The sequence below is a fragment of the Cyanobium usitatum str. Tous genome (genome assembly GCF_963920485.1).
Lineage (GTDB): Bacteria > Cyanobacteriota > Cyanobacteriia > PCC-6307 > Cyanobiaceae > Cyanobium_A > Cyanobium_A usitatum_A.
The window spans coordinates 1,787,059-1,808,165 of the sequence record NZ_OY986431.1 but is presented as its reverse complement, the minus strand read 5'-3'; the positions used below and the strand labels follow the sequence as shown (position 1 = coordinate 1,808,165).

The window sequence follows — 21,107 nt, the reverse complement described above, 5'->3', positions numbered from 1 at the left end:
CAGCCTTCGACGGCCCTAGGTGCCAGCACTAATGGCTGCGCCGTAGCAAGCGGCGAGCTCTGCAACGGGTAGGGGTTTGCTGAATAAATAGCCTTGGAAGTATTGAATGCCCAGTTTGCGCAGGGCTTGGAAGGTTGCCTCATCTTCTACTCCTTCGGCTACTAGGTGCAGGGGCATCTGGGTGGACATGCCGGCGATTACTTCGACGATCTGGCGGGCGTATGGATCGGTATGCAGAGCCAGTACAAAGGAGCGATCGATTTTGATCTCGTTTGGCTGCAGCGTATTGATCAAGTTGAGTGAGGAGTAGCCGGTGCCGAAGTCATCCAGCGATAGCTCGATGCCCGCGGCGCGTAAGGCCTGCAGATTTGCTTCGGTGGTGGCGGAGCGATCCAGAATTGATGCCTCTGTTATCTCCAGGGTCACCCTTTTGGGATCGACGCCGGTGCGCTCCAGCATGCCCAGCAGCCGAGCCTGCAGCTGGGGATCACTTAATTGCGACGGGCTCACGTTGCTGGAGAGCCTCAGCCCGGGCTGCTGCAGGGCGCCATCAAGGGCAAGGAAGCCATCGAGGCTCAGCTGGAAAAGGTGCTCACCAAGTTCCCGCATCATCCGGTAGCGCTCGGCGATATCAAGAAACACATCCGGGCCGATGATGCCCCGGCTGGGGTGGCGCCAGCGGGCCAGGGCTTCTACGCCGCGCAGCCTTTTCTCCCCATCCACCACCGGCTGAAAAGCCATGCTCAAGCCGCCTTGGCGCAGGGCATCTTTGAGGTCGGCGTAGAGCTGGTAGTCGTCGTAGCCGCCCTTGGCAGTGGCTACATCGAATACGGCTACCCGGGCGTGTTGCTGGCTCTTGGCTTGATCCATCGCCAGGTCTGACTGGCGCAATATGGCTTCTGGATCGCTGGAGTCGGGATCTACCACATTTACACCAATGCTGATATCGATATCGATGCTGACATTGTCGAGGTTGGCTAGCTCCTCAAACATCGCCATGATTCGGCAGGCAAACAAATGGGCGTGGGCCTTGAGGGTTTGCTCCGAGTTGTTCTTAATCGCCGAGAGATCCATCAACACCGCAAATTCATCGCCACCCAGGCGGGAGAGGAAATCGCCAGCCCGAATCGTGTCTTTGAGCCGTTGCGAAACCGCCACCAGGGCCCGGTCGCCGGTGGCGTGGCCGTAGGTGTCGTTGATCGCTTTGAACTTATCGACATCAATAAACAACACCGCAAAGCGCTTACGCGAGCGCTTTGAGCGGGCAGATTCGATCTGCACCTGCTCAATGAAATGACGCCGATTTGGCAGCTGGGTGAGTGAATCTAGTAGCGCAAGCGACCGCGCTGATTCCAGCAGCCACTCTATGCGGCTGGCCAGCTGGTTCACCTTGAAGTTGATCTCACTGCGCTTAAAGCTGTCGGGCGGCATGCCCAGCTGCTGCAGCACCGCATCGAGGTTGCGGCTGGTCTGCCGCAGCCGCCGGCTTGAGGTCTGCTCGAGCTGCAGTTCGCGTAGGTTTTGGCGCCGCCGCTCCAGCATCACTTTGGCGCGCACCAGCAGCACAACTGCCAGCAGCGCGGCGAACACCAATAGGTCGCGGCCCAGGTACCAGGCCAGCACTGCCGTGAGCAGTAGCAGCGCCAGTAGCAATGGCTTGCGCACTTGCGAGCGCGGATGCTCCCGTCGCTCCTGCTTCTACCAGGACCGCACCGGTCGTTGCAGCAAAGCTCGCACCGGGGGGCGCATTTGATCTCACTATTCCCCGCAAATTAGCGCCGCTTCAAGGATTTTGCCGCCCGTGGGAACACTGATCGCGTCGTTGTGCGCCAGGTGCCCCATGGCCCGGTTCCCCCGTTCCCTAGCTAGCCCCCCTCCGATGGCGGCTGGTTTTGTGTTGCCCCTCTCTGCCACAGCCTCGCTGCTGCTAGTGCTCAGCAGCGTTTCGCTGCAGGCCGCAGCGCTGCAGGCCCGCAGCCAGGTGCAGGCCGGCCAGCGGTTGCGACAGGCGGAAGATCAGTTGATGTCGGCCGCCCAGCACCTGCTGGCGGCGCCAGTAACCCCCGCCGTGGGCCAAACCGGCCAGGTGGGCCCGGTGGCCTATCGCTTGGTGGCTTTTGATGGCCCCCATTGGGATGTCGCCCTTGCTGCCAGCGGCCTGCAGCGGGGCCGCGCTGCCGCCACCTTGGAACTGCAGCCCACGGCTGAGCAGCCCCGCGCCCTGCGGGCGGCCTATGGCCTGGAGCTTTCCCGCCCCGTAACCCCTGAAGGCCCCGGCAGCCAGCAGCTGCTGGCAGTGCGGGAGCTGGGTATGCGCGGTCGCACCAGCAATGGGGTAGCGCCATGAACTTGGTGGAAGCGATGGTGGCTTCGGCGATGTTTGTGACGTCCTCTAGTTGCTCCTTGCAGTTGTGGTCGGGCAGCGCCAGCTGGGCGCGACAGGCGGAAGCCCAGCAGCAGCACGCGGCCCAGCTGGAGGCAGCGCTCCTGGCTAGCCAGGCCCAGCTCACGGCCCTGGCCGGCACAACGATCGCGGCTGATTGCACGGCCGCCAGCAGCTGGCTTGCGGCCCATTTGCAAAGCCTGCCCAGTGGCGAGGGCATTGTGCGCCAGGTGAGCGCCGAGCCCGGTGCCCTGGTGCGGTTGCAGGTTGCTACCGCCGGAGGTGTGCAGCGCCAGCGCTGGCTCAGCCCAGCGGCCTACGGCTTGTGTGGATCCCAACCTGCAGCGGAGCCGAGCGATGCGGCGCTTTGAGCAAAGCCAGGCCAGCTCAGGCTTCAGCCTGGCCGAGCTCCTGGTGGCGGTGGCGGTGCTGGGCTTGCTGACCAGCCTGGCCATAGATGGCGGCCAACGCAGCCTGGCCCGAATGCGGGTGGAGGCGGCCAGCCGCCGGCTCGGGGTGGGCCTGGAGGCTGCGCGCCGGCAAGCCCAGAGCCATGGCCAGCCCTGTGCTCTTGAGCTCGGTGCCAGCGGTTGGAGCGAACCCAGTGGCGGCAGCCTGGCCGGCTGTCTGGCGGCAGTGGTGGCCAGCAGCGAGCAGCAAGACAGCGACGCCGTGACGCTCCAGCACAACCTGCCCGGGGCCCTGCGTTTCAGCAGCAACGGACTGATTCTCGATGGCGGCACGGTGGTGATCGCTGCGCCTGGCACGGAACTGCGCCGCTGCCTGGTGGTGTCGCTGCCGCTGGGGGTGAGCCGCTTGGGTCGCTACACCGGCCCCCTGGACGGCCCACCCAGCAGCAGTGCCTGCCTTGCCGATGGGGCACTATGAAAGCGATTGCCAAGGCAAACGCCAGGGGCTTTTCCCTGGTGGAGCTGCTGCTTGCTCTTTTGATTGGTTGCTCGCTAAGCGGGCTGCTTTTGCAGGCTGTTTTGGCCGAGCTCACTAGCGGTCAGCGCTTTGCGCGGGTGCTGCGCGAGCGGGCCGTGGCCCGGCGCACGCTGGAGCTGGTGCGGGGCGACCTGCTTCAAGCCCGGGGCCTCGCTGATCCGGCCGCGCTGGCGCCGGCCTGCAACCTGGCGGGCCGCAGCGTGGTGCTGCATCTCGATACGGCCTCTGGCCCGATCACCTATTCATTAGGTAAGCCGGCTGAACCGATCTGGCGGGGCCAGGTGCTGATGCGCTGCGGACCGGCCTATGGCCTGCATGGCGAGCTGGGCAGCGGCGCAGCCCAAAACCGGGTGGTGCTCGATGCCCTGGCGGCCAGCGCTGGCTTCCGGGCCCAGCCCGCTGGCGCGGGGGTGCTGCAGCTGGAATTGGCGCAGGCCTGGGCCGATGGGGGGCGGCTGAGCTCCCGCTTGCCGGTGGCCATTGGGGCAAATTAAGCAAGCTGCCGGCTGGAGCGGCGGGGTGGTGAAAGCCCTCCTGAATTCAGTACAAGCTGTACAGATTCAGGGAGGCGCCCACATTGCCGAGGCGTCCCAGCCGGAACGAACCCCGGTGCAGCCCCACCCCACCGCCCGCTTCTCCACAGACGCCCGGAAATCTGCCCAGATCCCAGTGACTGCAGTCGATCTGGGCGGGAGAATAGGGCATGAGCCTCACCTTGTCGCGGTCTGCGGCAAGAAATCCCATTAGGTTGTCGCTATGGAAGACAACCTTCTGCGTTTGCTGCGGCAGAAGCTGGTGGATGGCATCACCATGCCCTTGCCCGTGCTCACACGCCGCGACACCTGGATCCCGCGCGTAGCCGGCAAGGTGCTGGCGGTGATCGGCATGCGCCGCAGCGGCAAGACCAGCCTGCTCTGGCAGGAGCTCGGCGATCGCCTGGCGAACCCGGGTATGGAGCGCTCGGGCCTTCCTTGGGTCAGCCTCGAGGATGAACGCCTGATCGGCGCCGGCCCTGAGCTGCTCGACGCCTACCTGGAGATCTGGTTTTCCCTGCATCCCCAGTGGCGGCAGCCGCAGCCAGGGAAGCTTCGGCCCTGCCTGTTCCTCGATGAGGTGCAGGTGATCCCCGGCTGGGAAGGGTTTGTGCGCCGGGTGATCGACACCGAACCCCTCGATGTTGTGGTGAGCGGTTCCTCCGCCCAGATGTTGTCGGCAGAGATTGCCACCAACCTGCGCGGTCGGGCCGTGGAAACCCTGCTGTGGCCGTTCAGCTTTCGGGAGGCCCTACGGCATCAGCGGTTGGAGCCCAGCATCACAGCCGAGCACTGGTCGAGCGCAGAGCGGTCTTCGCTTCAGCACCAGCTGGAGCGCTATCTGCTCGAGGGTGGTTTTCCCGAGGTGCAGGGCCTCGATGCTCGCAGCCGCCGATCACTGCTGCTCAGCTATGTCGACAGCACGGTGCTGCGCGATGTGATGGAGCGGCACAACATTCGCAACCCTCTAGCCTTGCAGTGGCTGGTGCGTCAGCTGCTGGCCCATGCCGGTGGTGCTTTCAGTGTGAACAAATTGCACCAAGCCATGCGCTCCCAGGGCCTGGCCATCAGCCGGGAGCACCTCACAGAGTTGGTGCAGCATCTGGAGCAGGCCTTTCTGATCACCAGCCTGGTGGCGGGGGGCGGCTCCCTGCGCCGCACGCAGAGTCTGCCCCGCAAGATCTACCCGATCGATCCGGGCCTGATCCCGCTCTACGACCGCAGCGGCCGAGCCAACCTTGGCCATGCCCTGGAAACCGTGGTGATGGTGGAACTGCGGCGTCGCGGCGCAGAACTCTCTTACCTGCGCAGTGAGAGCGGACGCGAGGTGGATGCCCTGGCGTTGCTGCCCGATGGCCAGAAGCTGCTGGTACAGGTGTGTGCCAGCCTCCACGACGCCGACACACGCGAGCGGGAAGTCACCTCTTTACTGGAGCTGGCCGACACACCGACAGGCCGCTCTGCAGAGCCTGTGTTGATCAGCCTCGATGCTCGGCCGCCCGATCTTGGCGACGCCGCTCGTCGGCTGCGCTGGCGACCCGCCATTGACTGGCTGTTGGATGACCAGACCTGATCACTCACCTGCTGATCCGCTTCAGCAGTCAGTAGTGGTGACGGAGCTGGGCGATCAGCAGGTCGCCCGCGTTGATGGAGTAGACGATGCGATGTTCAGCGTCGATGCGCCGCGACCAGTAGCAGGTTAGGGCGTGGCGAAGGGGCTCGGGTTTGCCGATCCCCGCGAAGGGATCTCGGCGGATCTCGTTGATCAGTCGGTTGATGCGCTGCAGGATCTTGCGATCGTGTTGCTGCCAGTGCATGTAGTCCTCCCAGGCCTCTGGGGAGAAAATCAGTCGCACGGCAGTAGATCGTGTTCTTCTCCGCCACCGCCGTTCAGGCAGGCGATAGAGCGGAGCAGGCGCTGGGCGTTGGCCGGGCTGCGCAGGAGAAAGGTGGTTTCCTCCATTGCCTTGTAATCGGCTAGGGAGAGCATCACCACGGCGGGCTCGCCGCGGCGTGTGATCACTACTGGTTCATGGTTTTCACACACCTTGTTCATCGTGCCCGCCAAATGGGCACGGGCGGTGCTGTAGGAGATCGCGTCCATCGGCTTTAAGCCCTGCTAGCAGACGTACGTTTTACTGTACTGCTCTTGTGGGGATCAGCCCGCGATCGAACGCCCACGGCACTGGGCGCCATCGGCGCTGCCAAATTAAGGACGCCGCCTGGATCCCGCTTTTTTTAACGGTGATGTCTGCCACCATCTATTTGCACTGGACGGCCACCCCCTACAACTGGGTGCGCAGCGGCCTGTACCACTCGATCATCGGCGGTGATGGCCAGGTGCATCGCCTGCACAGCTATGGCGCCGACCTGCCCGCCCACACCTGGCGGCGTAACACCAATGCAGTGGCGCTTAGCTGTGCCTGCATGGGCGGCCGGCCAGACCCGTGGACCATTCCGCCCGCCAAGCCCCAGCTGGAATCCCTCTGCCAGGAGGCCGCTGCAGTAGCCCGCAGCTGGGGCTGGAGTGCCGATCAGATCAGCATTCAGCGGCTGATGACCCACGCCGAGGCGGCCGCCAACCGCGACGGCCGCGTGATGCACGACAACTACGGGCCGGTGATCTGGGGCGGCACCGGTGAACGCTGGGATCTGCTGCAGTTGGAGAAGGGCGGCCCGCCTACCGGCGGCGAGCAGCTGCGCGAGCGGGTGCGCCAGCTCCTGAGTGGGGAGGCTGCCTCGGGGCCAGCGCCGCTGCAGTTTCGCCGTGCCGGCAGCATTGAGGCTCGCGGCTTGCCGCTGGCCACCGAGATCGATGCCAATGGCAGCAGCTGGGCCCTGGCCACCGCCCTGCTGGAGCGCTACGAATTGCCCTTCCAGTGGGATGCCAGCCATCGCCGCATCCTGGTGGGTGCCCTTGATGTGGTGCCTCGCTTTCAAGACGATGCGGTGCAGGCCTCGGTGGGCTGGCCCCTGTTTGAGATGACCCTCGAGCGCAGCAGCGCCCCTGTGATCCTGCGGGGCATCGTGCGCCAAAACCGCGCCTGGTGCCGGGTGCTGGAATTTGCCGAGGAGCTTGGCATCAGCTTGGCCTACGACCCCTTCCGCCTGCTGGAGCGGCGGGGTGGTTAGAGACCGGCCCTGAGCAAGCGACCGAGCAGCGTCAGATGATTGACCAAGCCGCTGCAGCGGAAGGCATCAGCCGCACCGAATTCATCCTGCGCAGCTGCCAGGCGCGGGCGCGGGATGTGCTTGTGGATCGCACGCTGTTTTCCCTGACGCCAGAGCAGACAACGGCCCTGCTGGCTGATGTGGAGGATCCCCGCGCTGTCTCCCAGGATCAGGCCAGCATCGAGCGACTGCTCGCCATACCGCAGCCCTGGCATGCGCCCGCCTGAGCCCCTCGGCCCGCAGCATCAGCTGGAAGGTTTCGACTGCGGTAACGCCGCGTTGAACCGCTGGCTGCAGCAGCGGGCCATGGAGGGCAGCGACGTGATCGCCTACGCCTGCCTGTCGGCTGGAGCGATCTTGCTGGTGGAAGTGCCTGGTGCTTTGCGGCGCAATATGCCCGACCCCTTTCCCGTTGTGGTGCTGGGCCTTACTGGCGGTGGATCTTCGCCAGTAAGGCCAGGGGCTGGGCTCCGCCCTAGGAGGCTGCTAAAAAACGAGGCAAAGCCTTCCTTGCGACCACTTCATGTCCGTTGTTGCTCCTCGCCAATCAGGTTGATCGCCTCCAAGGCTGGCCAGCATCTTTGTCAAGCCTGAATACCTGGTTTGGAGGCTGGTTGGCGGAGTTTTGGGCCCCTGATTACCTGCTTCATGCTGTCACACTCTGGCTTCTGAGCGGATTGGTGATGCGGATCAGGTTGTCTGCCACGACATGCAGCCGGAACACCGCTCCCACCTTTGATCGGCCTCTGGCCTTGAGTTGCCCGAGGGCAGCGGCCTGTTTGATCCAGCCGAATACCTGCTCGATCCGCTTCCTCGCGTTGATCGATTGGGCGTAAATCTGGTGGCGGGCGGTGCGGCCATCAATCGCGGATCCACCGCTGCGCGTGAGGTTCTGCGCCACATGGGGCGTGATGCCGTTAATGCGCAGGTCGGCCACGAACTCCCGGCTGTCGTGGCCCTTGTTGGCACCCAGGGTTTTCTGGTGCGTGCCACGGAGCGAACGGGCCATCCGCAGCGCGGCGTCTCTCTCCGCCCTGCCGGTGGCCTGGCTGACTTCACTGGCGACCAACAGGCCGTTGCGGATCTCCATGACGCAGTGCCCCAGAAAGCTCAAGAAAGCGCTGACGCCAGGAGCCTTCTTGAAAAGACGGGCTTCTCCATCGCTTGTGGAGCGGTGGATTTGGTTGGATAGCAACAGGCCGCGGAAGGCACCCTTGGCGCGCTTCTTTCCGCCGCTTGCCTCGCCAAACCCTTCGCCAAAACTGGGCGATGGTGGGGCATCATCCAGCCCATCGATCCACTCCTGTGAGCTGTGTGACGCCCAGGCCCGTAGCAGGGTGCCATCCACCGAGAAGTGCTCCGAACTCAGCAGAGGCTTGACCTCATGCGCTGCAAGCAGGAGTTCGAGGAACTTGGCCATGAGCTCCTCGTTCAGCAGTCGGTCCCGATTTTCGTGAACGTGGTGGAATGCCAAACCGGGTCGTCGGGGTTGAAGCCAACAAACCAGCGGAACAGCAGGTTGTAGTCGAGCTGCTAGATCAGCATCCGCTCCGAACGGATGCAGTAGATCGCCTGCAGCAACAGAGCCAGCAGCATCTACTCTGGCGGAATTGAGGGCCTGCCGCCCTCGGGATAGATCTTGCAGAAGGTCGGGTTCAGTCGATCGAAGGCCTGACCGGCCAGCCGCCGCACCTGCCGCAGGGGATGGGTGGCTGGGATGCGGTCTTCTTTGGAGATGTACGAGAGCAGGGGAACGATCAGTTCCTGCTGGTAGCGCATCCACTCAATTCCCTTGGACCATTCTCCCGCAGTCGTCTGGCTTTTTCAGCAAACTCCTAAAGATATGTTTTTATTCGCTAGTCGTCATACCTTGACCGGATTGCATATGGGCGCAGTGCCGGCAGTGAAGCCAGGGGCGGCTGCGCATGTGGTGAGTTGAGCCGATCCAGAGGTTGCCACTGTCGCTACAGCTGCAGTTGTTGTGCCAAATGAAGTATTACCCGAAGTAAAGGTGCTAAGTGTGCCCGCGGCTTCACAAGTTCCAGTAGTTGCAGCTGTTGAAGCTGGTGTTGCGGAAGCTTGGTCACCGGTAACCTGAGCTGCTGCACAGGCTCGTGCTGCTGACATTGCACTACTTTGGGCGCCATTTATTCTGGCTCGACTTTGTTGGTTAAGAAAGGCAGGAAGGGCAATGGCAGCCAGAATGCCGATAATAATTATAACAATCAGCAGCTCAACCAACGTGAAGCCGGCCTGAAGCTTGTTGCCCTTCTTAGTGCTTTGCAGGCGCTGGAACAGGGCGCGTTGGGCCAGAAATCTGCTCTGAAGGCGGGAGGCCATGGGAATTAGACGTGCTTTGGCAAGTATTGCTCCCTTGGCCGCCACCACCAACCAAAGGAAGCTGAGCAGAATCTGAGAATCCCCTGAAGAGCTGACCGTTGCGGATCTCACCGCTGCGCATCTGGTTGCAGAGCACCTCCCTGCTGGCGGTGGTAGCTGGCTACAGCCTGCTGCTGCTGTTTAACCAGCAGATCGCGTTCCAGCAGCGCACAGCCGCCCATCTTCAGCTGGCTGAGCAGCTGGTTGCCGAGCTCGGCAGCAGGGCCAGCGAGCGTTCCCAGTTGCAGCCCCTGCTTAATGCTGCGCTGCTGCCAGGCCTGCGCCTGCAGTTAATGCTTGTGCCTTTGCAGGCCGCCAGCACGGCTGCCCTGCAAAGCCGCGGCGGCCAGGAGTGGCTGGTGAGCCGGCAGCCGCTGGAAGTGGCAGATGGCAGCAGCGCCACCCTGCAGGTGGAGCAAAACGTGACGGCCTCCGTGCAGCAGGAGTGGCTGGCTCTTTGGCTGCTGGTGATTGCTGCCGGCTTGTCAAGCTTGTTTACCAGTGGGCTGCTGCGCCTGGTGCTGCAGCGTGGCCTGGTGCAGCCCCTGCAGGAATTCACCGCCCAGCTCGCCGCCACCCAGGCGCCGCCCCTGCCCTCCAATCAGATCCCCGTGGCTGAGCAGCCAGAGGAGCTGCAGCCCATCGCCGAGGCCTTCAATGACCTGCAGGAGCGCTTGCGGGCGTCCTGGGAGCGGCAGCGCTCCTTCGTGGATGGCGTGGCCCATGAGCTGCGCACGCCGATCACCCTGATCTCCGGCCACGCCCAGCGGCTGCTGCGCCAGCCGGGTCTTGAGGCCACAGCGCCCTCGCTGCGCCTGATCCAGCAGGAGGCCCTGCGCATGGGCAGCCTGGTGAGCGATCTGCTCGATTTGGCCCGCCAAGATTCCGGCCGCTTGCAGTTGCGGCGCCTGCCGATCCTGGCCGATGAGGCCCTGGTGCAGGCCTACGAACGGCTGGCCCCCAGCAGTGGCTGGCGACTGCATCTGGACACCCCAGCCGCCGAGCTGCCGGTGGCAATCGGCGATCCCGACCGGTTGCAGCAATGCCTGGCCGCCCTGATCGAAAATGCTCTTCGTTACAGCCTCGCGCCGCTGCCGGTCACCCTTGCTGCCGATTGCCTGCCGGAGGGCCTGGTACTGCATGTGCGCGATCAGGGCCCTGGTGTGGCATCGCATGAACGGGAAACGATCTTTGAGCGCTTTTCCCGCGGCAGCGCCGCCATCAACGCCAATAGCCGCGGCAGTGGCATCGGCCTGTCCGTGGTGCGGCTGCTGATGGAGGCGATGGGTGGCTCGGTGCAGGTGGCTGAGGCCCCCGGTGGTGGCGCTGATTTCCAGCTGCACCTGCCCATGATCAGGCCTTTGGAGGTGCCTCCTTCAGCATGAAGCCCACGCCGCGGACGGTCTGAATCAGGGTTGGCCGGCCTTCTCGCTCCAGCTTGCGGCGCAGCGCCCGGATATACACATCAATCACGTTGTCGTCGCCTACCCACTGCTCGCCCCACACCGCGTTGAGGATCGCTTCACGGCCATGCACCTGGTTGGGCTGGCGCAGTAATAGGTGCAGCAGCTCAAATTCCCGGCCGGTGAGGCTGATGCTTTCGCCGCCGCGGCTCACCTCCCGGCTGGCTGCAGTGAGTTGCAGATCAGCCAGCTGCAGTGTTTCAGGCTCGCTGCTGGCTTTGCTGGCGTTGCGCAGCCTGGCCCTCACCCGGGCCAGCAGCTCCTCGATTGAAAAGGGTTTGGTGAGGTAGTCGTCGGCGCCCGCATCCAGCGCTTCCACCCGTTCGCGCACGTCATCGCGGGCGGTGAGCATCAGCACCGGGGTCTGGTCGTCGCTGCCCCGCAAGCGCCGGCAGATCTCCACACCGCTGAAATCCGGCAGGGTCCAATCCAGCAGCAGCAGGTCCCAGGGGCTCTCCCGCAGCTGCATCAGCGCCTGCTGGCCGCTGGCCGCCTCGGCGCAGGTGTAGCCCTCGATTTCCAGCTCGGTGCGCAGGAAGTAGCGCAGCTCCGGGTCGTCGTCGACGATCAGCAGGCGGGCACTGGGCATGGGTTTCACGGCAGCACCTTGGAGGCAAGTTTCTCAAGGCGCTGATCCGCCGTTAACAGCTGGGCGGCTTCTCGCCTAGCCAGGGCAAGGTACAGGCAGTCGTATACAGGATGATCGAGATGGCAGGCGAGGGCCAGGGCCTCCACCTGTAGGTGGCGATTCGGTTCGATTTGATCCACCAGATCGCGGGCATCCGCCAGCAGCGTTTGAGGATCAAGCCCGTTGAGGTTGCCGCCGCGTTGCAGTTTCCAGAGGGTGTTGGCCACTTCGCTCAACATCAACTCCGGAGCCAGAACCAGCGGGGCCTTTTTGAGTTGATCCCGCCATTGGGATGCCACCGGATCGCCTATTATCACCCGGATCGCCGCAGAGGCATCCAGCACGCAAGTCGGCATGGCGGCCATTAGCGCTCCCGGTCGGCCCGGATCAGATCTTCCGGCGACTGGGGCCACTTAAGGGGAGGGCTGTGCGACCAGCGCTGTTCGATTCGTTCCAGGGCCTGTTGACGCCGCAGTCTGGGATCGCCGCCCGCCAGGGTTTCCAGGTCGGCCAAGGCCTGCTGGCTGAGGCTGCGTTTGTGGGCCCGGGCACGCCGTTGCAATAGCTGATGCAGCGGTTCGGGCAGGTCGCGAATCTGGAGCGACGGCATCGGCGCTAACTAGTGCTTTGCACCACTGTAGGGCGAGTGCATGCGTTATGCATGCGCTCAGCCGCTGGGCAGGTCGAGCGTCACGTAGTGGTGCTCCGGAAACAGGTGCCGGCACAGGGCCGTTGCCTGCCAATCCTGGCGCCAAATCCTGACAATGCTGCGATGGGATCGAACGATTGGCAGGATTGGTGGCTACGAGCCTGCGGTTTCCGTGGCAATCAGTTCGAGAGCGCCTTGCCCGCCGTCCTCCCGCAGGCTGTTGACGAGCTCAAGATCCACGGGACCTCCGCTTGGTTGCAGAGGCAGCAGCGGAAACCCATTGCGTTGCAGCTGGCTTATCACGCTGCTGGGAACAAGTCTGAATTCAACGCTAGCCGCAATCGTTAGCGTCGTTCTTAGTCCACCAGTTGGTGCAGCTGGGCTGCGACCCCATCGCGATCGGGTGGGGCCAGGTGTCCCAGGGTCTTCAGGATCAGGCGTTCATCCAGCGTGAAAACCTTGAAGCGCACCAGGCAGGGCTGGGTCAGGCCTGCATCCTGGTGGTGTTGGATCCTCCAATCCAGGGGCCACGCGGATTGCTTGGCCGACGTCACCATTGCCAGCAGCACATGGCCTGAGGCGCGCTGGAAGTCGGGTGACGACAGCACCACCGCCGGGCGCCGCTTCTGGGTGGCGCGATCCGTGAAGGGGAACGGCACCAGAACCAGTGAATGACGTTCAAACGGCTTCATAGCCCTGCGAAGGCTTCCTCATCCGCTGGGCTGCTCCACTCCTGCAGGCTGGCATCGAGGCTTCGTAGGTATGCCAGATCGAGCGGAGCAATTGCCCGCACGCGGACCGAGCCATCCTCCATCTCCCAGCTGAGTTGATCCCCCTGCCGTAGCCCCAATGCTTCACGCACCGCCTTGGGTACGGTCACTTGCCCCTTGGCCGTCAGGGTTGCCACTTCCATGGCGCTTGGCACCGTTTTGTTCCGGTATTTATCTTAGCGCGAAGCTCTCCTTACGGTAAGGAAGCCTTGTTGGTGGATCGACCTGTTGCAGCCCGCGCCCTAGCTGCGTAAGGTCGCGCCATGCTCCTGTCGTTACGCCGCGCCCCCAGCCTCTCGGTCCGCATGGCCCGCTGGGGTTTGGTGATCGTGGTGGCCTACGCCCTGGTGGCCCTGCTCACGCCCCTGCTGGTGCATGCCGGCTGGCTGAGCGATCCCAACGCCGGCTTGCAAAATCCGATCTATGCCCAGCCCTCCCTGAGCCACTGGTGCGGCACCGATCGTTTGGGGCGCGATGTGTGCGTGCGCACCCTCGCCGGCAGTGGCGTGGCCCTGCAGGTGGTGCTGCTGGCCCTGGTGATCGCCCTGCTGACCGGTGTGCCGCTGGGCATGGTGAGCGGCTACCTGGGCGGCTGGGTGGATCGGGTGCTGGTGCTGCTGATGGACACCCTCTACACCCTGCCGGTGCTGCTGCTCTCGGTGGTGCTGGCCTTCCTGCTGGGCCGGGGCTTGCCCAATGCTGCCGCCGCCCTTTGCGTCGTCTACATCCCCCAATACTTCCGGGTGGTGCGCAACCAAACCGCCCAGGTGAAGGCCGAGTTGTTTGTGGAGGCGGCCCAGTCGCTTGGCGCCGGCCCGATCTGGATCCTGCGCCGCTACCTGCTGCGCAACGTGATCACCTCGGTGCCGGTGCTGCTCACCCTCAACGCCGCCGATGCCGTGCTGGTGCTCGGTGGCCTCGGCTTTCTTGGCCTGGGCCTGCCTGAAACCATCCCCGAATGGGGCGGCGACCTGCAGCAGGCCCTCACCGCCGTGCCCACCGGCATCTGGTGGACCGCCCTCTACCCGGGCCTGGCCATGTTTGTGCTGGTGCTGGGGCTGTCGTTTTTAGGTGAAGGCCTCGAGACCTGGCTCAGCGGTGGCAGCGCTCAGCGGACTGGTTCTTGAAGTCCAGATCCTGAAGCCCAGAGCAGAAGCCTTTCTCCTTCAGGGGCGCAGCTGCCTCAGCCAGGCTTCCAGCGGTTCACAGCGGATGCCATCGATCAGCAGCGGTTCTGGGCAAAAGGAGAGCAGCAAGCGCTCTGCCTCCGGGTAGTCCTCGCCGAAGGCCCGCAGCGCCTTGAGGTCGCTCCGATCGATGCGCCTGCTGTGTTTCACCTCGATGGCCATAAACAGATCTGGGCCATACACGACGAAATCCACCTCCAATCCAGATCGGGTGCGCCAGAAGCTGAGTTGGGCCCCTCCTGCTCGCAGCTGGCAGAGCGCCCGCAGGTGCTGTGCCACCAGGGATTCCAGAGCGATGCCGCCAATCTCTTCCGGTGCATCAAGCGGGCCGCGGGGCCTGAGGGAGCGAAAAACTCCGGCATCGAAGCAGAAAAACTTCTGGTGCTGCACCAGCTGCCGCTGGGCCCGCCGTTGAAACACCGGCAGCCGAAAGCTGATCAACAGATCCTCAAGAATTCCCAGATAGCTTTCAGCCCTTTTGCGGGGTATCTCGGCTTCCCGGGCCAGGTTTGCCAGGTTTAGTAATGAGCCCTGCGAAAAGCTGATCACTTCTAAAAACCTTGCGAAATCGCCGATCTGACGCACCAGGGCTTCTGCCTGCACCTCTTCCTGCAGATACAGCAAGGCATAGGCCGCCAGGGTGGCCTGGGGGTCCACTGCCTGCCATACGAGGGGCACTAGTCCGTTGGTCTGGGCCCGCATCAGATCAAAATCCTCGCCGAGCTCAGCAGCCATGAAGGGCCCCATGTGCACTGCCACCAGCCGCCCGCCGAGCAGGTTGGCAGCCCCGTGGCGCAGCTTGCGAGCACTTGAACCAGTGAGCACAAATCGCAGATCACGCCGCTGCTCCACCAGGGCATGCACCACGTCGAGCAACTGGGGGGCCTTCTGGATTTCGTCGATCACCACCGTGTGCGCTGTCTTGCCAGCGGCAGCAACGAATTCCGACAGCCGCTCCGGCCGGGCCTGGTAGGCCCTCAGTACATCCGGTGCCAGCAGATCCAGCCGCAGGGCTTCGGGAAACACCTGTGCCAGCCAGGTCGACTTGCCAGTGCCGCGGGGGCCAAACAGGAAGAAGCTGCCAGGGGGTGGCTGCAAAAATCGCCGCACTGCCGCCATATCCGCAGCCAAAATGGAGTTTTGTTAGCCATTTTGCACGGGATCTAGGCGTTTGTTCGCTTGTTTCTTGATGCTCCCGGGCTTGGCGTTGATCTGCCGCTCGCCGCTGAGCCGCGCGGCCTTGGGCTCCAGGATCGTGATCTTGTCGACCACCTCCCCGATCGAAGCCGGAATCTGCAAGTTGGCAGGTCTAGTGGACACGGCCTACGAGAAGAAGCCCACAATGGAAGCACCCCCGTCACCCTGTGGATAGTCATGCCCTGGTGGTTGGATCTGCTCCTGCTCTCTGCCGCGGTGGCCCTTTGGTGCAGCGGCATTGCCAACGCCGACGACGTTTGGAGCCTGTTCCAGAAGTTTCTCGCTGCCGTTGCCACGGCGGTGGTGCTGCTCGGCGGCCGCCAGATTTTCCTTGAGCTGCTGGGCCTCGGCCTGGCCCTGTGGCTGCCCAGTGCCCGCAGATATCAGTAACCCAGCATCAGTAGCGCAGCTTCAGTGCCTGAGCTTGATCGTGCGGGGCAGGGTTTCGCTGATGGCCCCCTCGGCATCAAGGCTTGGATAGGGGCGGCCTTCGCGCTGGCACCAGGCAGCCACCTCCGGATAGGCCCACTCAAACAGCAGGGTGTCGTAGCGCCCGTCCGTCACCCCTTCGCCGTGGAGTGGCAGCACCCCGGCCACCTGCCGCTGACGCAGCGCCTCAAACAGCAAGGTGGCGCAGGCCACGCTCACATTCAGCGACTGCACCATGCCGTGCATCGGGATCACGATCGGCTGATCTACCAATGCCGCCGCTTCAGCGCTTAAACCCCACTTCTCCGCCCCCAGCACCAGGGCGCTTGGGCCGGTGAAGTCGCACTGGCGGTAGTCCACCGCTTCCACCGACAGGTGGGTGCCATAGAGCCGAAAGCCCTGGTCCTTGAGTTGGCGCAGCAGGGCCACGCTGTCGCCGTCGCTGTGACGATGCAGCGGCACCCACTTTTCGCTGCCCTTAGAGGTGCAATTGAAGGTGGGCGTGCGGCCCGCCAGGCTCACCACATGGGCCTCCAGCACCCCCACCGCATCGCAGCTGCGCAGGATCGCCGAAAGGTTGTGGGGCTTATCCACGTGCTCGAGCACCACGGTGAGATCACCCATGCGGCGATCGAGCACGGCCTTGAGCCGCTCAAAGCGGCGGGGCAGCAGGGGCATGGCGTCAGGTGAGCTGCGGATTCATGGCCGCAATTCACTCGACACGAGGATGGAAGCGGCTGCTGAAGGCGAGCAAATCGAACCCGCTGAACACAAAGCTGATGCCCACCAGGGTCCCGATCACGGAGAGCAGCCCGGCCGGACTCATCGAGAGGATCAGGAAACCCAGTACAAGGGTGACGATGCCGTTGGCCAGCCCCCAAACCCATCCCTTGGTGGAGCGATGGCTGAGCGAGAGGATTGCAGTCACTACTCCCTCGGCTAGGAACACGATGCCTATGGCCGTGGCCAGGGCTTTCACCTGGAAGGCCGCCGGCACGATGCCCGCCTTGAATTGCAGGAGCATCCAGAGCCCCGTGACCAGGAACAGGGTTGAGACCACCAGCCGCCAGAAACAGTGCCAGCGTCCGAGGCGCTTCGCCCGTGAGATGTTGTCGATCCAGCCCACGATGCCGCTCACTAGGAAGGCAATCGCCACCATCAACGTCACCGAGGCGGAGGCCACCACGGGAAAGCCGAGGGCCAGGAGGCCCAGAACGATCATGACGATTCCTTCGGCCTGGGTCAGGCCCCGCAACCTGCCCTCCTCCTCCGCCCTTCGCCCCTGGGGACCGGCGCCAGATTCATCGTCTGGTGTGTTGAAGGTCGCGCCGGAGGGCATGGAGACGTAGTGAAAGTTAGACATCAACCGTAAGCAGGGCTATGCCAAGAAAGCCCTGCCGGTCATGCACCGTGATCATGCCTTCCAGGAGATGACAGAGTCCAGGAGATGGCACAGTCCTGCCGATGCCAAGCCCAAACGCCTTCGACCAGCAGGTCTACGCCGCCGTGGCCCGCATCCCCCGCGGCCAGCTGGCTACCTACGGCCAGATCGCCGAGCTGATCGGCGTCTGGGGTGCGGCGCGCCAGGTGGGTTGGGCCCTGCGCCGCCTGCCCCTGCCGTCGGAGATCCCGTGGCAGCGAGTTGTTAATGCCAAAGGCCAGATCAGCTTCAACCCCAGCCGCGAAGGCAGTGACTGGATTCAGCGTGAGCTGCTGCTCGCTGAAGGCATCCCCGTGGATGCAGCGGGCCAGTTGCCCCTGGCCCAGCACCGTTGGCGGGCTTGAGCTGGAGCTGGGGATGGAGATGGTGTGTTTATCAATTAGTCCTCCTTAGCTAACTAGCAAAAAACATCCACCTCCGCCGCCGCTCCCCCCTGCGCTAGTTGTGGAGCCTTGCCCTCCCCCGCCCCACTCCCTGGCACCCGCCCCCCCCGCCGAAACCCCAACCGAAACCCCCGCGATTGGCCTGGCGCCGCGCCAGCTCGCCTGGCAGGTGTTGCTGGCTGTGGGCGCTGGTGCCTACGCCGATCTGGCGCTCGAGCGGGAGCTGCAGCGCCATCCCCTTGAGGGCGCCGACCGGGCCCTAGCCACCGAACTTGCCTACGGCGCCATCCGCCAGCGGCGCTTGCTCGATGCCTGGCTTGATGCCCTCGGCAAGGTGCCCGCCGCCCGCCAGCCGCCCAAGTTGCGCTGGCTGCTGCACCTGGGCCTCTACCAGCTGCTGTTCAGCAGCCGGGTGCCTGCCTCTGCGGCGGTGAGCACCACCGTGGAGCTGGCGAAACGGGGCGGACTCGGCCGGCTGGCGCCGGTGGCCAATGGCCTGCTGCGGGCCTGCGGGCGCCGGCGCTCGGAGGCCGGGCCTGAGCCCTGGGATGGTCTGGGCCCCCTGCCCAGCGACCCCGCGGCCAGCTATGGCCTGCGCCATTCCCTGCCCGCCTGGCTCGCTGAGCTTGCTTTGCAGTGGCCTGATCCCGAGGCCTTCGGTCTGGCCTGCAACCAACCCCCCGCCCTCGACCTGCGCCTCAACCTGCTGCGCACCACGCCTGCTGGTGCTTTGGCGGCCTTCACTGCCGCCGGGATCGAGGCGGCCCCCCTGCCGGATCTGCCCGGGGGCCTCACGCTGTTGGGCCGCAGCGGCGAGTTGCGCGCCCTGCCCGGCTACGCCGAGGGCCACTGGTGCGTGCAAGATCGCACTGCCCAGGCGGTGGGTCTGCTGCTCGATCCCCAGCCCGGCGAGCGGATCCTCGATGCCTGCGCCGCCCCGGGTGGCAAGAGCACCCATCTCGCTGAGCTCATGGGCAACGAGGGTGAGGTGTGGGCAGTGGATCGCTCCGAGGGGCGCCTGCGCCGGGTGGGCGTCAATGCCGCCCGCCTTGGCCTGCAGTGCATCCACACCCTGGCCGCCGATGCCACCGCCCTGGCGGCTGAAAAGCCCGAGTGGCTTGGCTGGTTTGATCGCATCCTGCTGGATGCCCCCTGCTCGGGCCTCGGCACCCTGGCCCGCCATGCCGATGCCCGCTGGCGGATCAGCCCTGAAACAGTCACAGAGTTGGTGCCCCTGCAGCGGGCCCTGCTGGAGTCCCTGCTGCCCCTGCTCAAGCCGGGCGGCCAGCTGGTGTATGCCACCTGCACCGTGCATCCGGCTGAAAACGGCGAGTTGCTAGCTGGCTTCCTTGCCGATCACCCCGGCTGGCAGCTGCAGCAGAGCTGGCAGCGCTGGCCAGCCGCCAGCGGTGGCGACGGCTTTTTTGCCGCCCTGCTGCAGGCTTAAGGGGATGGTGGTGGCGCCACCACCGGGGGTGGCGGAGCTTCCAGCGGCGGCGGCGGTGGGGCCGGTGCCGGGCTGGGGGCAGCAGGGGTGCTTGGTGTTTGGGGCTGGGCTGCGGCTGGGGCGTTGGGCTGCTCGTTGAGGCTGGGGGTGGGATCTAGCTCCTCCAACGGCTGGGGTGCCGGCTCGCCCAAGCTTTCGGGGCTGGCTGCCGGTTCACGGCGGCGCTCAGCTGGCTTTTTATCGAGCCGGTAGGTGTCCGCTAGCTGCGGCTTGGGCGGAAACTGGCGCACTGGCAGGTCCTTGCTGATCGGCGCCATAAAAGCCCGCCAGGCGTAGGTGGCCACCACGCTGGTGCTCTTGGTGGTGCGGCTGTCGTCGTAGCCCAGCCACACCCCGGTGGTGAGCTGGGGAATCGAGCCGATAAACCACAGGTCGCGCCCCCCCTCTGAGGTGCCCGTCTTGCCGGCCACGGGCCGGTCCGGCAGGGCCGCGCCGCCGCCCGTGCCCGACCGCACCGCCCGCTCCAGCATCCACAGCATCAGGGCCGCGATGTCGCTATTGACGGCCCGGCGCCCTTGATCACCATCCACCCGGCGGCTCCACAGCAGCTCGCCATCGGGGCCGAGGATCTCCTCAAATGGTGTTGGTTTCACGTAGATGCCACCGTTATTGATGGCGGCGTAGGCGGCGGTCATGTCCACCACGGTTTGCTCGGTGGCGCCGAGGGCGAGGGGGTAGAAGCGCCCCAGCTCTCGGGTGATGCCGAGGCTCTTGGCCGTTTCGATCACCTTGTCGAAGCCCAGCTCTTTGAGCAGCCCCACCGCCACCGTGTTGAGCGAGTTTTGCAGCGCCATCACCATCGACACCGAGCCGAAGTAACGGTTGCCGAAATTCTTGGGGCAATAGCCAGCAAAGCAGCGGGCCGAATCGCGGAATAGCCGCTCCGGCAGCATTCCCTGCTGCAGGGCCGTGAGATAAACAAACAACTTGAAGGTGGAGCCGGGCGAGCGCAGGGCCTGGGCTGCCCGATTGAACTGGCTGTCCTTGAAGTCGGTGCCGCCCACCATCGCCCGCACTAGGCCGGTTCCTGGCTCCATCGCCACCAGAGCGCCCTGCATGCTGCCGCTGGCATATCTGTTCACGGCCGACTGGGCCTTCTCCTGCCAGGCCAAATTGACGCTGCTGCGCACTGTCAAACCACCCACCTCGAGCTGCTCGGGGCTGAGCACCTTGGGTAGTTCCTGCTGCACCCAACCGCTGAAGTAGGGGGCTCGGCTGTCCCAGTATTTGGGTTCAGCTGGCTTGAGTTGCAGCGGTGCCGCTTCAGCCTGCTGTTGCTCACTGACACTGATGAAGCCCGCCTCCTCCATGCGGCGCAGCACCACGGCCCGCCGCTCTAGGGCCAGGTCTGGATTCACCAGGGGTGAATAAACCGAGGGGGCCGGTGGCAGCCCTGCGATCAGGGCGGCTTCCGGGAGGGTTAGCTGGTCCGGGGTTTTTGTGAAATACACCCAGGCCGCGTCGGCAACGCCGTAGGCGCTCGAGCCGAGATAAACAACGTTGAGGTATTCGGTGAGGATCTGCGGTTTGCTGAGCTGGCGCTCGAGCTTGCCGGCCAGGGCGGCCTCTTTGAGCTTGCGAATCAGGGTGCGGTCCTGGCTCAGAAATACGGTGCGGGCCAGCTGCTGGGTGATCGTGCTGGCCCCCTCCTCCACCGAGCCCTTGCGCAGGTTGCGCACCATGGCCCGGGCGATACCCACCGGGTCAATGCCGTTGTGCTGATAAAAGCGCCGGTCTTCCGCGGCGATAAAAGCCTGCTGCACCAAGGGCGGCATCGTTTCGGGCGTTAGCTTTTCGCGAGTTACCGGCCCGATTTTGTGCACCACCTGGCCATCGGCCGAGAGGATGGTGAGGGTGCCTGGGCGGTTGAAGTGGTTGATGCCACGGGCGTCGGGCAGCAGGCTGTCAAAGCCCGCCACTAGCGCCGCCTGGCCGCAGGCAACGCCGCCACCAATCAGGGCGGCAAGCAGCCCCACTCCCACCAGGTTGGTGCGGCGGGGCTGGGGAGCTTTGCCGGTGGCGGGCCGTTGGCGGTTCAC

At 64.6% G+C, this 21,107-nt stretch carries 27 protein-coding genes and 1 pseudogene; 12 read left to right on the top strand and 16 right to left on the bottom strand.

What is annotated here, in order from left to right; translation table 11 throughout:
* Positions 1-15: 15 nt before the first annotated feature.
* The gene (locus U9970_RS09710; protein ID WP_322764059.1) at positions 16-1,665 is read right to left on the bottom strand and encodes a putative bifunctional diguanylate cyclase/phosphodiesterase; all 1,650 of its coding nucleotides are present in this window, start codon (positions 1,663-1,665) and stop codon (positions 16-18) included.
* 175 nt (positions 1,666-1,840) lie between these two features.
* Between U9970_RS09710 and U9970_RS09705 the strand changes: the two genes are divergently transcribed.
* The 4 genes from U9970_RS09705 to U9970_RS09690 are packed head-to-tail and all read left to right on the top strand — an operon-like array spanning position 1,841 to position 3,825.
* Positions 1,841-2,347, top strand: a complete 507-nt coding sequence (locus tag U9970_RS09705; RefSeq protein ID WP_322764058.1) for a hypothetical protein — start codon at positions 1,841-1,843, stop codon at positions 2,345-2,347.
* The gene (locus U9970_RS09700; RefSeq protein WP_322764057.1) at positions 2,344-2,754 is read left to right on the top strand and encodes a hypothetical protein; all 411 of its coding nucleotides are present in this window, start codon (positions 2,344-2,346) and stop codon (positions 2,752-2,754) included. Before U9970_RS09705 ends, U9970_RS09700 begins: the two co-directional genes overlap by 4 nt.
* Positions 2,711-3,271 carry a GspH/FimT family pseudopilin gene (locus U9970_RS09695; protein WP_322764056.1) on the top strand — a complete coding sequence of 187 codons (561 nt, stop codon included), beginning with the start codon at positions 2,711-2,713 and terminating at the stop codon, positions 3,269-3,271. Before U9970_RS09700 ends, U9970_RS09695 begins: the two co-directional genes overlap by 44 nt.
* Positions 3,268-3,825: a prepilin-type N-terminal cleavage/methylation domain-containing protein gene (locus tag U9970_RS09690; protein ID WP_322764055.1), complete on the top strand. Its 558-nt coding sequence runs from the start codon at positions 3,268-3,270 to the stop codon at positions 3,823-3,825. Before U9970_RS09695 ends, U9970_RS09690 begins: the two co-directional genes overlap by 4 nt.
* Positions 3,826-3,871: 46 nt before the next feature.
* On the opposite strand, the gene U9970_RS09685 is transcribed toward U9970_RS09690, so the two are convergent.
* Positions 3,872-4,036 carry a hypothetical protein gene (locus tag U9970_RS09685; RefSeq protein WP_322764054.1) on the bottom strand — a complete coding sequence of 55 codons (165 nt, stop codon included), beginning with the start codon at positions 4,034-4,036 and terminating at the stop codon, positions 3,872-3,874.
* A 51-nt stretch (positions 4,037-4,087) separates the two neighbouring features.
* On the opposite strand from U9970_RS09685, the gene U9970_RS09680 reads away from it, so the two are divergent.
* Complete coding sequence (locus U9970_RS09680; RefSeq protein WP_322764053.1) at positions 4,088-5,437, top strand: ATP-binding protein; 1,350 nt, start codon at positions 4,088-4,090, stop codon at positions 5,435-5,437.
* Between the two features lie 28 nt (positions 5,438-5,465).
* Here U9970_RS09680 and U9970_RS09675 read toward each other — a convergent pair whose 3' ends face one another.
* Together U9970_RS09675 and U9970_RS09670 are read right to left on the bottom strand one after the other, a co-directional pair.
* Positions 5,466-5,720, bottom strand: coding sequence for a Txe/YoeB family addiction module toxin (locus U9970_RS09675; protein ID WP_322764052.1), 255 nt, complete (start codon positions 5,718-5,720; stop codon positions 5,466-5,468).
* Positions 5,711-5,968 carry a type II toxin-antitoxin system Phd/YefM family antitoxin gene (locus U9970_RS09670; RefSeq protein ID WP_254935835.1) on the bottom strand — a complete coding sequence of 86 codons (258 nt, stop codon included), beginning with the start codon at positions 5,966-5,968 and terminating at the stop codon, positions 5,711-5,713. Before U9970_RS09670 ends, U9970_RS09675 begins: the two co-directional genes overlap by 10 nt.
* Before the next feature lie 143 nt (positions 5,969-6,111).
* Between U9970_RS09670 and U9970_RS09665 the strand changes: the two genes are divergently transcribed.
* The gene (locus U9970_RS09665) at positions 6,112-6,996 is read left to right on the top strand and encodes an N-acetylmuramoyl-L-alanine amidase (RefSeq protein WP_322764051.1); all 885 of its coding nucleotides are present in this window, start codon (positions 6,112-6,114) and stop codon (positions 6,994-6,996) included.
* Positions 6,997-7,031: 35 nt separating this feature from the next.
* Positions 7,032-7,262: a type II toxin-antitoxin system TacA family antitoxin gene (locus U9970_RS09660; RefSeq protein ID WP_322764050.1), complete on the top strand. Its 231-nt coding sequence runs from the start codon at positions 7,032-7,034 to the stop codon at positions 7,260-7,262.
* Positions 7,263-7,681: 419 nt separating this feature from the next.
* On the opposite strand, the pseudogene U9970_RS09655 reads toward U9970_RS09660, so the two are convergent.
* Both U9970_RS09655 and U9970_RS09650 read right to left on the bottom strand, forming a co-directional pair.
* A pseudogene (locus U9970_RS09655) lies at positions 7,682-8,814 on the bottom strand (IS5 family transposase).
* A gap of 84 nt (positions 8,815-8,898) precedes the next feature.
* Entirely contained in the window at positions 8,899-9,375 is a 477-nt protein-coding gene (locus U9970_RS09650) for a prepilin-type N-terminal cleavage/methylation domain-containing protein (protein ID WP_322764049.1), read from the bottom strand.
* A gap of 98 nt (positions 9,376-9,473) precedes the next feature.
* Here U9970_RS09650 and U9970_RS09645 point away from each other — a divergent pair, with 98 nt between their 5' ends.
* Positions 9,474-10,799: a sensor histidine kinase gene (locus U9970_RS09645; protein ID WP_322764048.1), complete on the top strand. Its 1,326-nt coding sequence runs from the start codon at positions 9,474-9,476 to the stop codon at positions 10,797-10,799.
* Here the strand turns inward: U9970_RS09645 and U9970_RS09640 are convergent.
* The 5 genes from U9970_RS09640 to U9970_RS09620 all read right to left on the bottom strand — a co-directional run bounded on the left by U9970_RS09640 (position 10,768) and on the right by U9970_RS09620 (position 13,067).
* On the bottom strand, positions 10,768-11,466 hold the full coding sequence (locus U9970_RS09640; RefSeq protein ID WP_322764047.1) for a response regulator transcription factor: 699 nt from the start codon (positions 11,464-11,466) through the stop codon (positions 10,768-10,770). The two genes, U9970_RS09645 and U9970_RS09640, sit on opposite strands and share 32 nt — an antisense overlap.
* 5 nt (positions 11,467-11,471) lie before the next feature.
* A complete protein-coding gene (locus U9970_RS09635) occupies positions 11,472-11,870 on the bottom strand; it encodes a type II toxin-antitoxin system VapC family toxin (protein WP_322764046.1) in 399 nt (132 codons plus the stop codon).
* Positions 11,870-12,115 (bottom strand): FitA-like ribbon-helix-helix domain-containing protein, encoded by a 246-nt coding sequence (locus tag U9970_RS09630; RefSeq protein ID WP_322764045.1) that lies wholly within the window; start codon positions 12,113-12,115, stop codon positions 11,870-11,872. The genes U9970_RS09635 and U9970_RS09630 overlap by 1 nt, the downstream gene beginning before the upstream one ends.
* A 395-nt stretch (positions 12,116-12,510) precedes the next feature.
* Entirely contained in the window at positions 12,511-12,813 is a 303-nt protein-coding gene (locus U9970_RS09625; protein ID WP_322764044.1) for a type II toxin-antitoxin system PemK/MazF family toxin, read from the bottom strand.
* A 29-nt stretch (positions 12,814-12,842) separates the two neighbouring features.
* Positions 12,843-13,067 (bottom strand): AbrB/MazE/SpoVT family DNA-binding domain-containing protein, encoded by a 225-nt coding sequence (locus tag U9970_RS09620; protein ID WP_106502152.1) that lies wholly within the window; start codon positions 13,065-13,067, stop codon positions 12,843-12,845.
* Positions 13,068-13,187: 120 nt separating this feature from the next.
* Between U9970_RS09620 and U9970_RS09615 the strand changes: the two genes are divergently transcribed.
* On the top strand, positions 13,188-14,051 hold the full coding sequence (locus U9970_RS09615) for an ABC transporter permease (protein ID WP_322764043.1): 864 nt from the start codon (positions 13,188-13,190) through the stop codon (positions 14,049-14,051).
* A gap of 39 nt (positions 14,052-14,090) precedes the next feature.
* Here U9970_RS09615 and U9970_RS09610 read toward each other — a convergent pair whose 3' ends face one another.
* Complete coding sequence (locus tag U9970_RS09610; RefSeq protein WP_322764042.1) at positions 14,091-15,230, bottom strand: ATP-binding protein; 1,140 nt, start codon at positions 15,228-15,230, stop codon at positions 14,091-14,093.
* Between the two features lie 24 nt (positions 15,231-15,254).
* Positions 15,255-15,410: a hypothetical protein gene (locus tag U9970_RS09605; protein WP_322764041.1), complete on the bottom strand. Its 156-nt coding sequence runs from the start codon at positions 15,408-15,410 to the stop codon at positions 15,255-15,257.
* Between the two features lie 75 nt (positions 15,411-15,485).
* Here U9970_RS09605 and U9970_RS09600 point away from each other — a divergent pair, with 75 nt between their 5' ends.
* Positions 15,486-15,698: a hypothetical protein gene (locus U9970_RS09600; RefSeq protein ID WP_322764040.1), complete on the top strand. Its 213-nt coding sequence runs from the start codon at positions 15,486-15,488 to the stop codon at positions 15,696-15,698.
* 21 nt (positions 15,699-15,719) lie between these two features.
* On the opposite strand, the gene U9970_RS09595 is transcribed toward U9970_RS09600, so the two are convergent.
* Together U9970_RS09595 and U9970_RS09590 are read right to left on the bottom strand one after the other, a co-directional pair.
* Positions 15,720-16,415, bottom strand: coding sequence for a TrmH family RNA methyltransferase (locus U9970_RS09595; protein WP_322764039.1), 696 nt, complete (start codon positions 16,413-16,415; stop codon positions 15,720-15,722).
* A gap of 34 nt (positions 16,416-16,449) precedes the next feature.
* Positions 16,450-17,076 (bottom strand): HdeD family acid-resistance protein, encoded by a 627-nt coding sequence (locus U9970_RS09590; RefSeq protein WP_407653034.1) that lies wholly within the window; start codon positions 17,074-17,076, stop codon positions 16,450-16,452.
* Positions 17,077-17,201: 125 nt separating this feature from the next.
* Between U9970_RS09590 and U9970_RS09585 the strand changes: the two genes are divergently transcribed.
* Positions 17,202-17,522: an MGMT family protein gene (locus U9970_RS09585; RefSeq protein ID WP_322764038.1), complete on the top strand. Its 321-nt coding sequence runs from the start codon at positions 17,202-17,204 to the stop codon at positions 17,520-17,522.
* A 100-nt stretch (positions 17,523-17,622) separates the two neighbouring features.
* A complete protein-coding gene (locus U9970_RS09580; protein WP_407653033.1) occupies positions 17,623-19,008 on the top strand; it encodes a 16S rRNA (cytosine(967)-C(5))-methyltransferase in 1,386 nt (461 codons plus the stop codon).
* Here U9970_RS09580 and U9970_RS09575 read toward each other — a convergent pair.
* On the bottom strand, positions 19,005-21,107 hold the full coding sequence (locus tag U9970_RS09575; protein WP_407653032.1) for a transglycosylase domain-containing protein: 2,103 nt from the start codon (positions 21,105-21,107) through the stop codon (positions 19,005-19,007). The two genes, U9970_RS09580 and U9970_RS09575, sit on opposite strands and share 4 nt — an antisense overlap.

Bases quoted from the DNA above. Each gene is read 5' to 3' on its own strand.
- U9970_RS09705 (WP_322764058.1), top strand. From the start codon at position 1,841: ATGGCCCGGTTCCCCCGTTCCCTAGCTAGCCCCCCTCCGATGGCGGCT.
- U9970_RS09700 (WP_322764057.1), top strand. From the start codon at position 2,344: ATGAACTTGGTGGAAGCGATGGTGGCTTCGGCGATGTTTGTGACGTCC.
- U9970_RS09690 (WP_322764055.1), top strand. From the start codon at position 3,268: ATGAAAGCGATTGCCAAGGCAAACGCCAGGGGCTTTTCCCTGGTGGAG.
- U9970_RS09685 (WP_322764054.1), bottom strand. From the start codon at position 4,036: ATGCCCTATTCTCCCGCCCAGATCGACTGCAGTCACTGGGATCTGGGC.
- U9970_RS09680 (WP_322764053.1), top strand. From the start codon at position 4,088: ATGGAAGACAACCTTCTGCGTTTGCTGCGGCAGAAGCTGGTGGATGGC.
- U9970_RS09670 (WP_254935835.1), bottom strand. From the start codon at position 5,968: ATGGACGCGATCTCCTACAGCACCGCCCGTGCCCATTTGGCGGGCACG.
- U9970_RS09665 (WP_322764051.1), top strand. From the start codon at position 6,112: ATGTCTGCCACCATCTATTTGCACTGGACGGCCACCCCCTACAACTGG.
- U9970_RS09660 (WP_322764050.1), top strand. From the start codon at position 7,032: ATGATTGACCAAGCCGCTGCAGCGGAAGGCATCAGCCGCACCGAATTC.
- U9970_RS09650 (WP_322764049.1), bottom strand. From the start codon at position 9,375: ATGGCCTCCCGCCTTCAGAGCAGATTTCTGGCCCAACGCGCCCTGTTC.
- U9970_RS09640 (WP_322764047.1), bottom strand. From the start codon at position 11,466: ATGCCCAGTGCCCGCCTGCTGATCGTCGACGACGACCCGGAGCTGCGC.
- U9970_RS09635 (WP_322764046.1), bottom strand. From the start codon at position 11,870: ATGGCCGCCATGCCGACTTGCGTGCTGGATGCCTCTGCGGCGATCCGG.
- U9970_RS09630 (WP_322764045.1), bottom strand. From the start codon at position 12,115: ATGCCGTCGCTCCAGATTCGCGACCTGCCCGAACCGCTGCATCAGCTA.
- U9970_RS09620 (WP_106502152.1), bottom strand. From the start codon at position 13,067: ATGGAAGTGGCAACCCTGACGGCCAAGGGGCAAGTGACCGTACCCAAG.
- U9970_RS09615 (WP_322764043.1), top strand. From the start codon at position 13,188: ATGCTCCTGTCGTTACGCCGCGCCCCCAGCCTCTCGGTCCGCATGGCC.
- U9970_RS09610 (WP_322764042.1), bottom strand. From the start codon at position 15,230: ATGGCGGCAGTGCGGCGATTTTTGCAGCCACCCCCTGGCAGCTTCTTC.
- U9970_RS09600 (WP_322764040.1), top strand. From the start codon at position 15,486: ATGCCCTGGTGGTTGGATCTGCTCCTGCTCTCTGCCGCGGTGGCCCTT.
- U9970_RS09595 (WP_322764039.1), bottom strand. From the start codon at position 16,415: ATGCCCCTGCTGCCCCGCCGCTTTGAGCGGCTCAAGGCCGTGCTCGAT.
- U9970_RS09590 (WP_407653034.1), bottom strand. From the start codon at position 17,076: ATGCCCTCCGGCGCGACCTTCAACACACCAGACGATGAATCTGGCGCC.
- U9970_RS09585 (WP_322764038.1), top strand. From the start codon at position 17,202: ATGCCAAGCCCAAACGCCTTCGACCAGCAGGTCTACGCCGCCGTGGCC.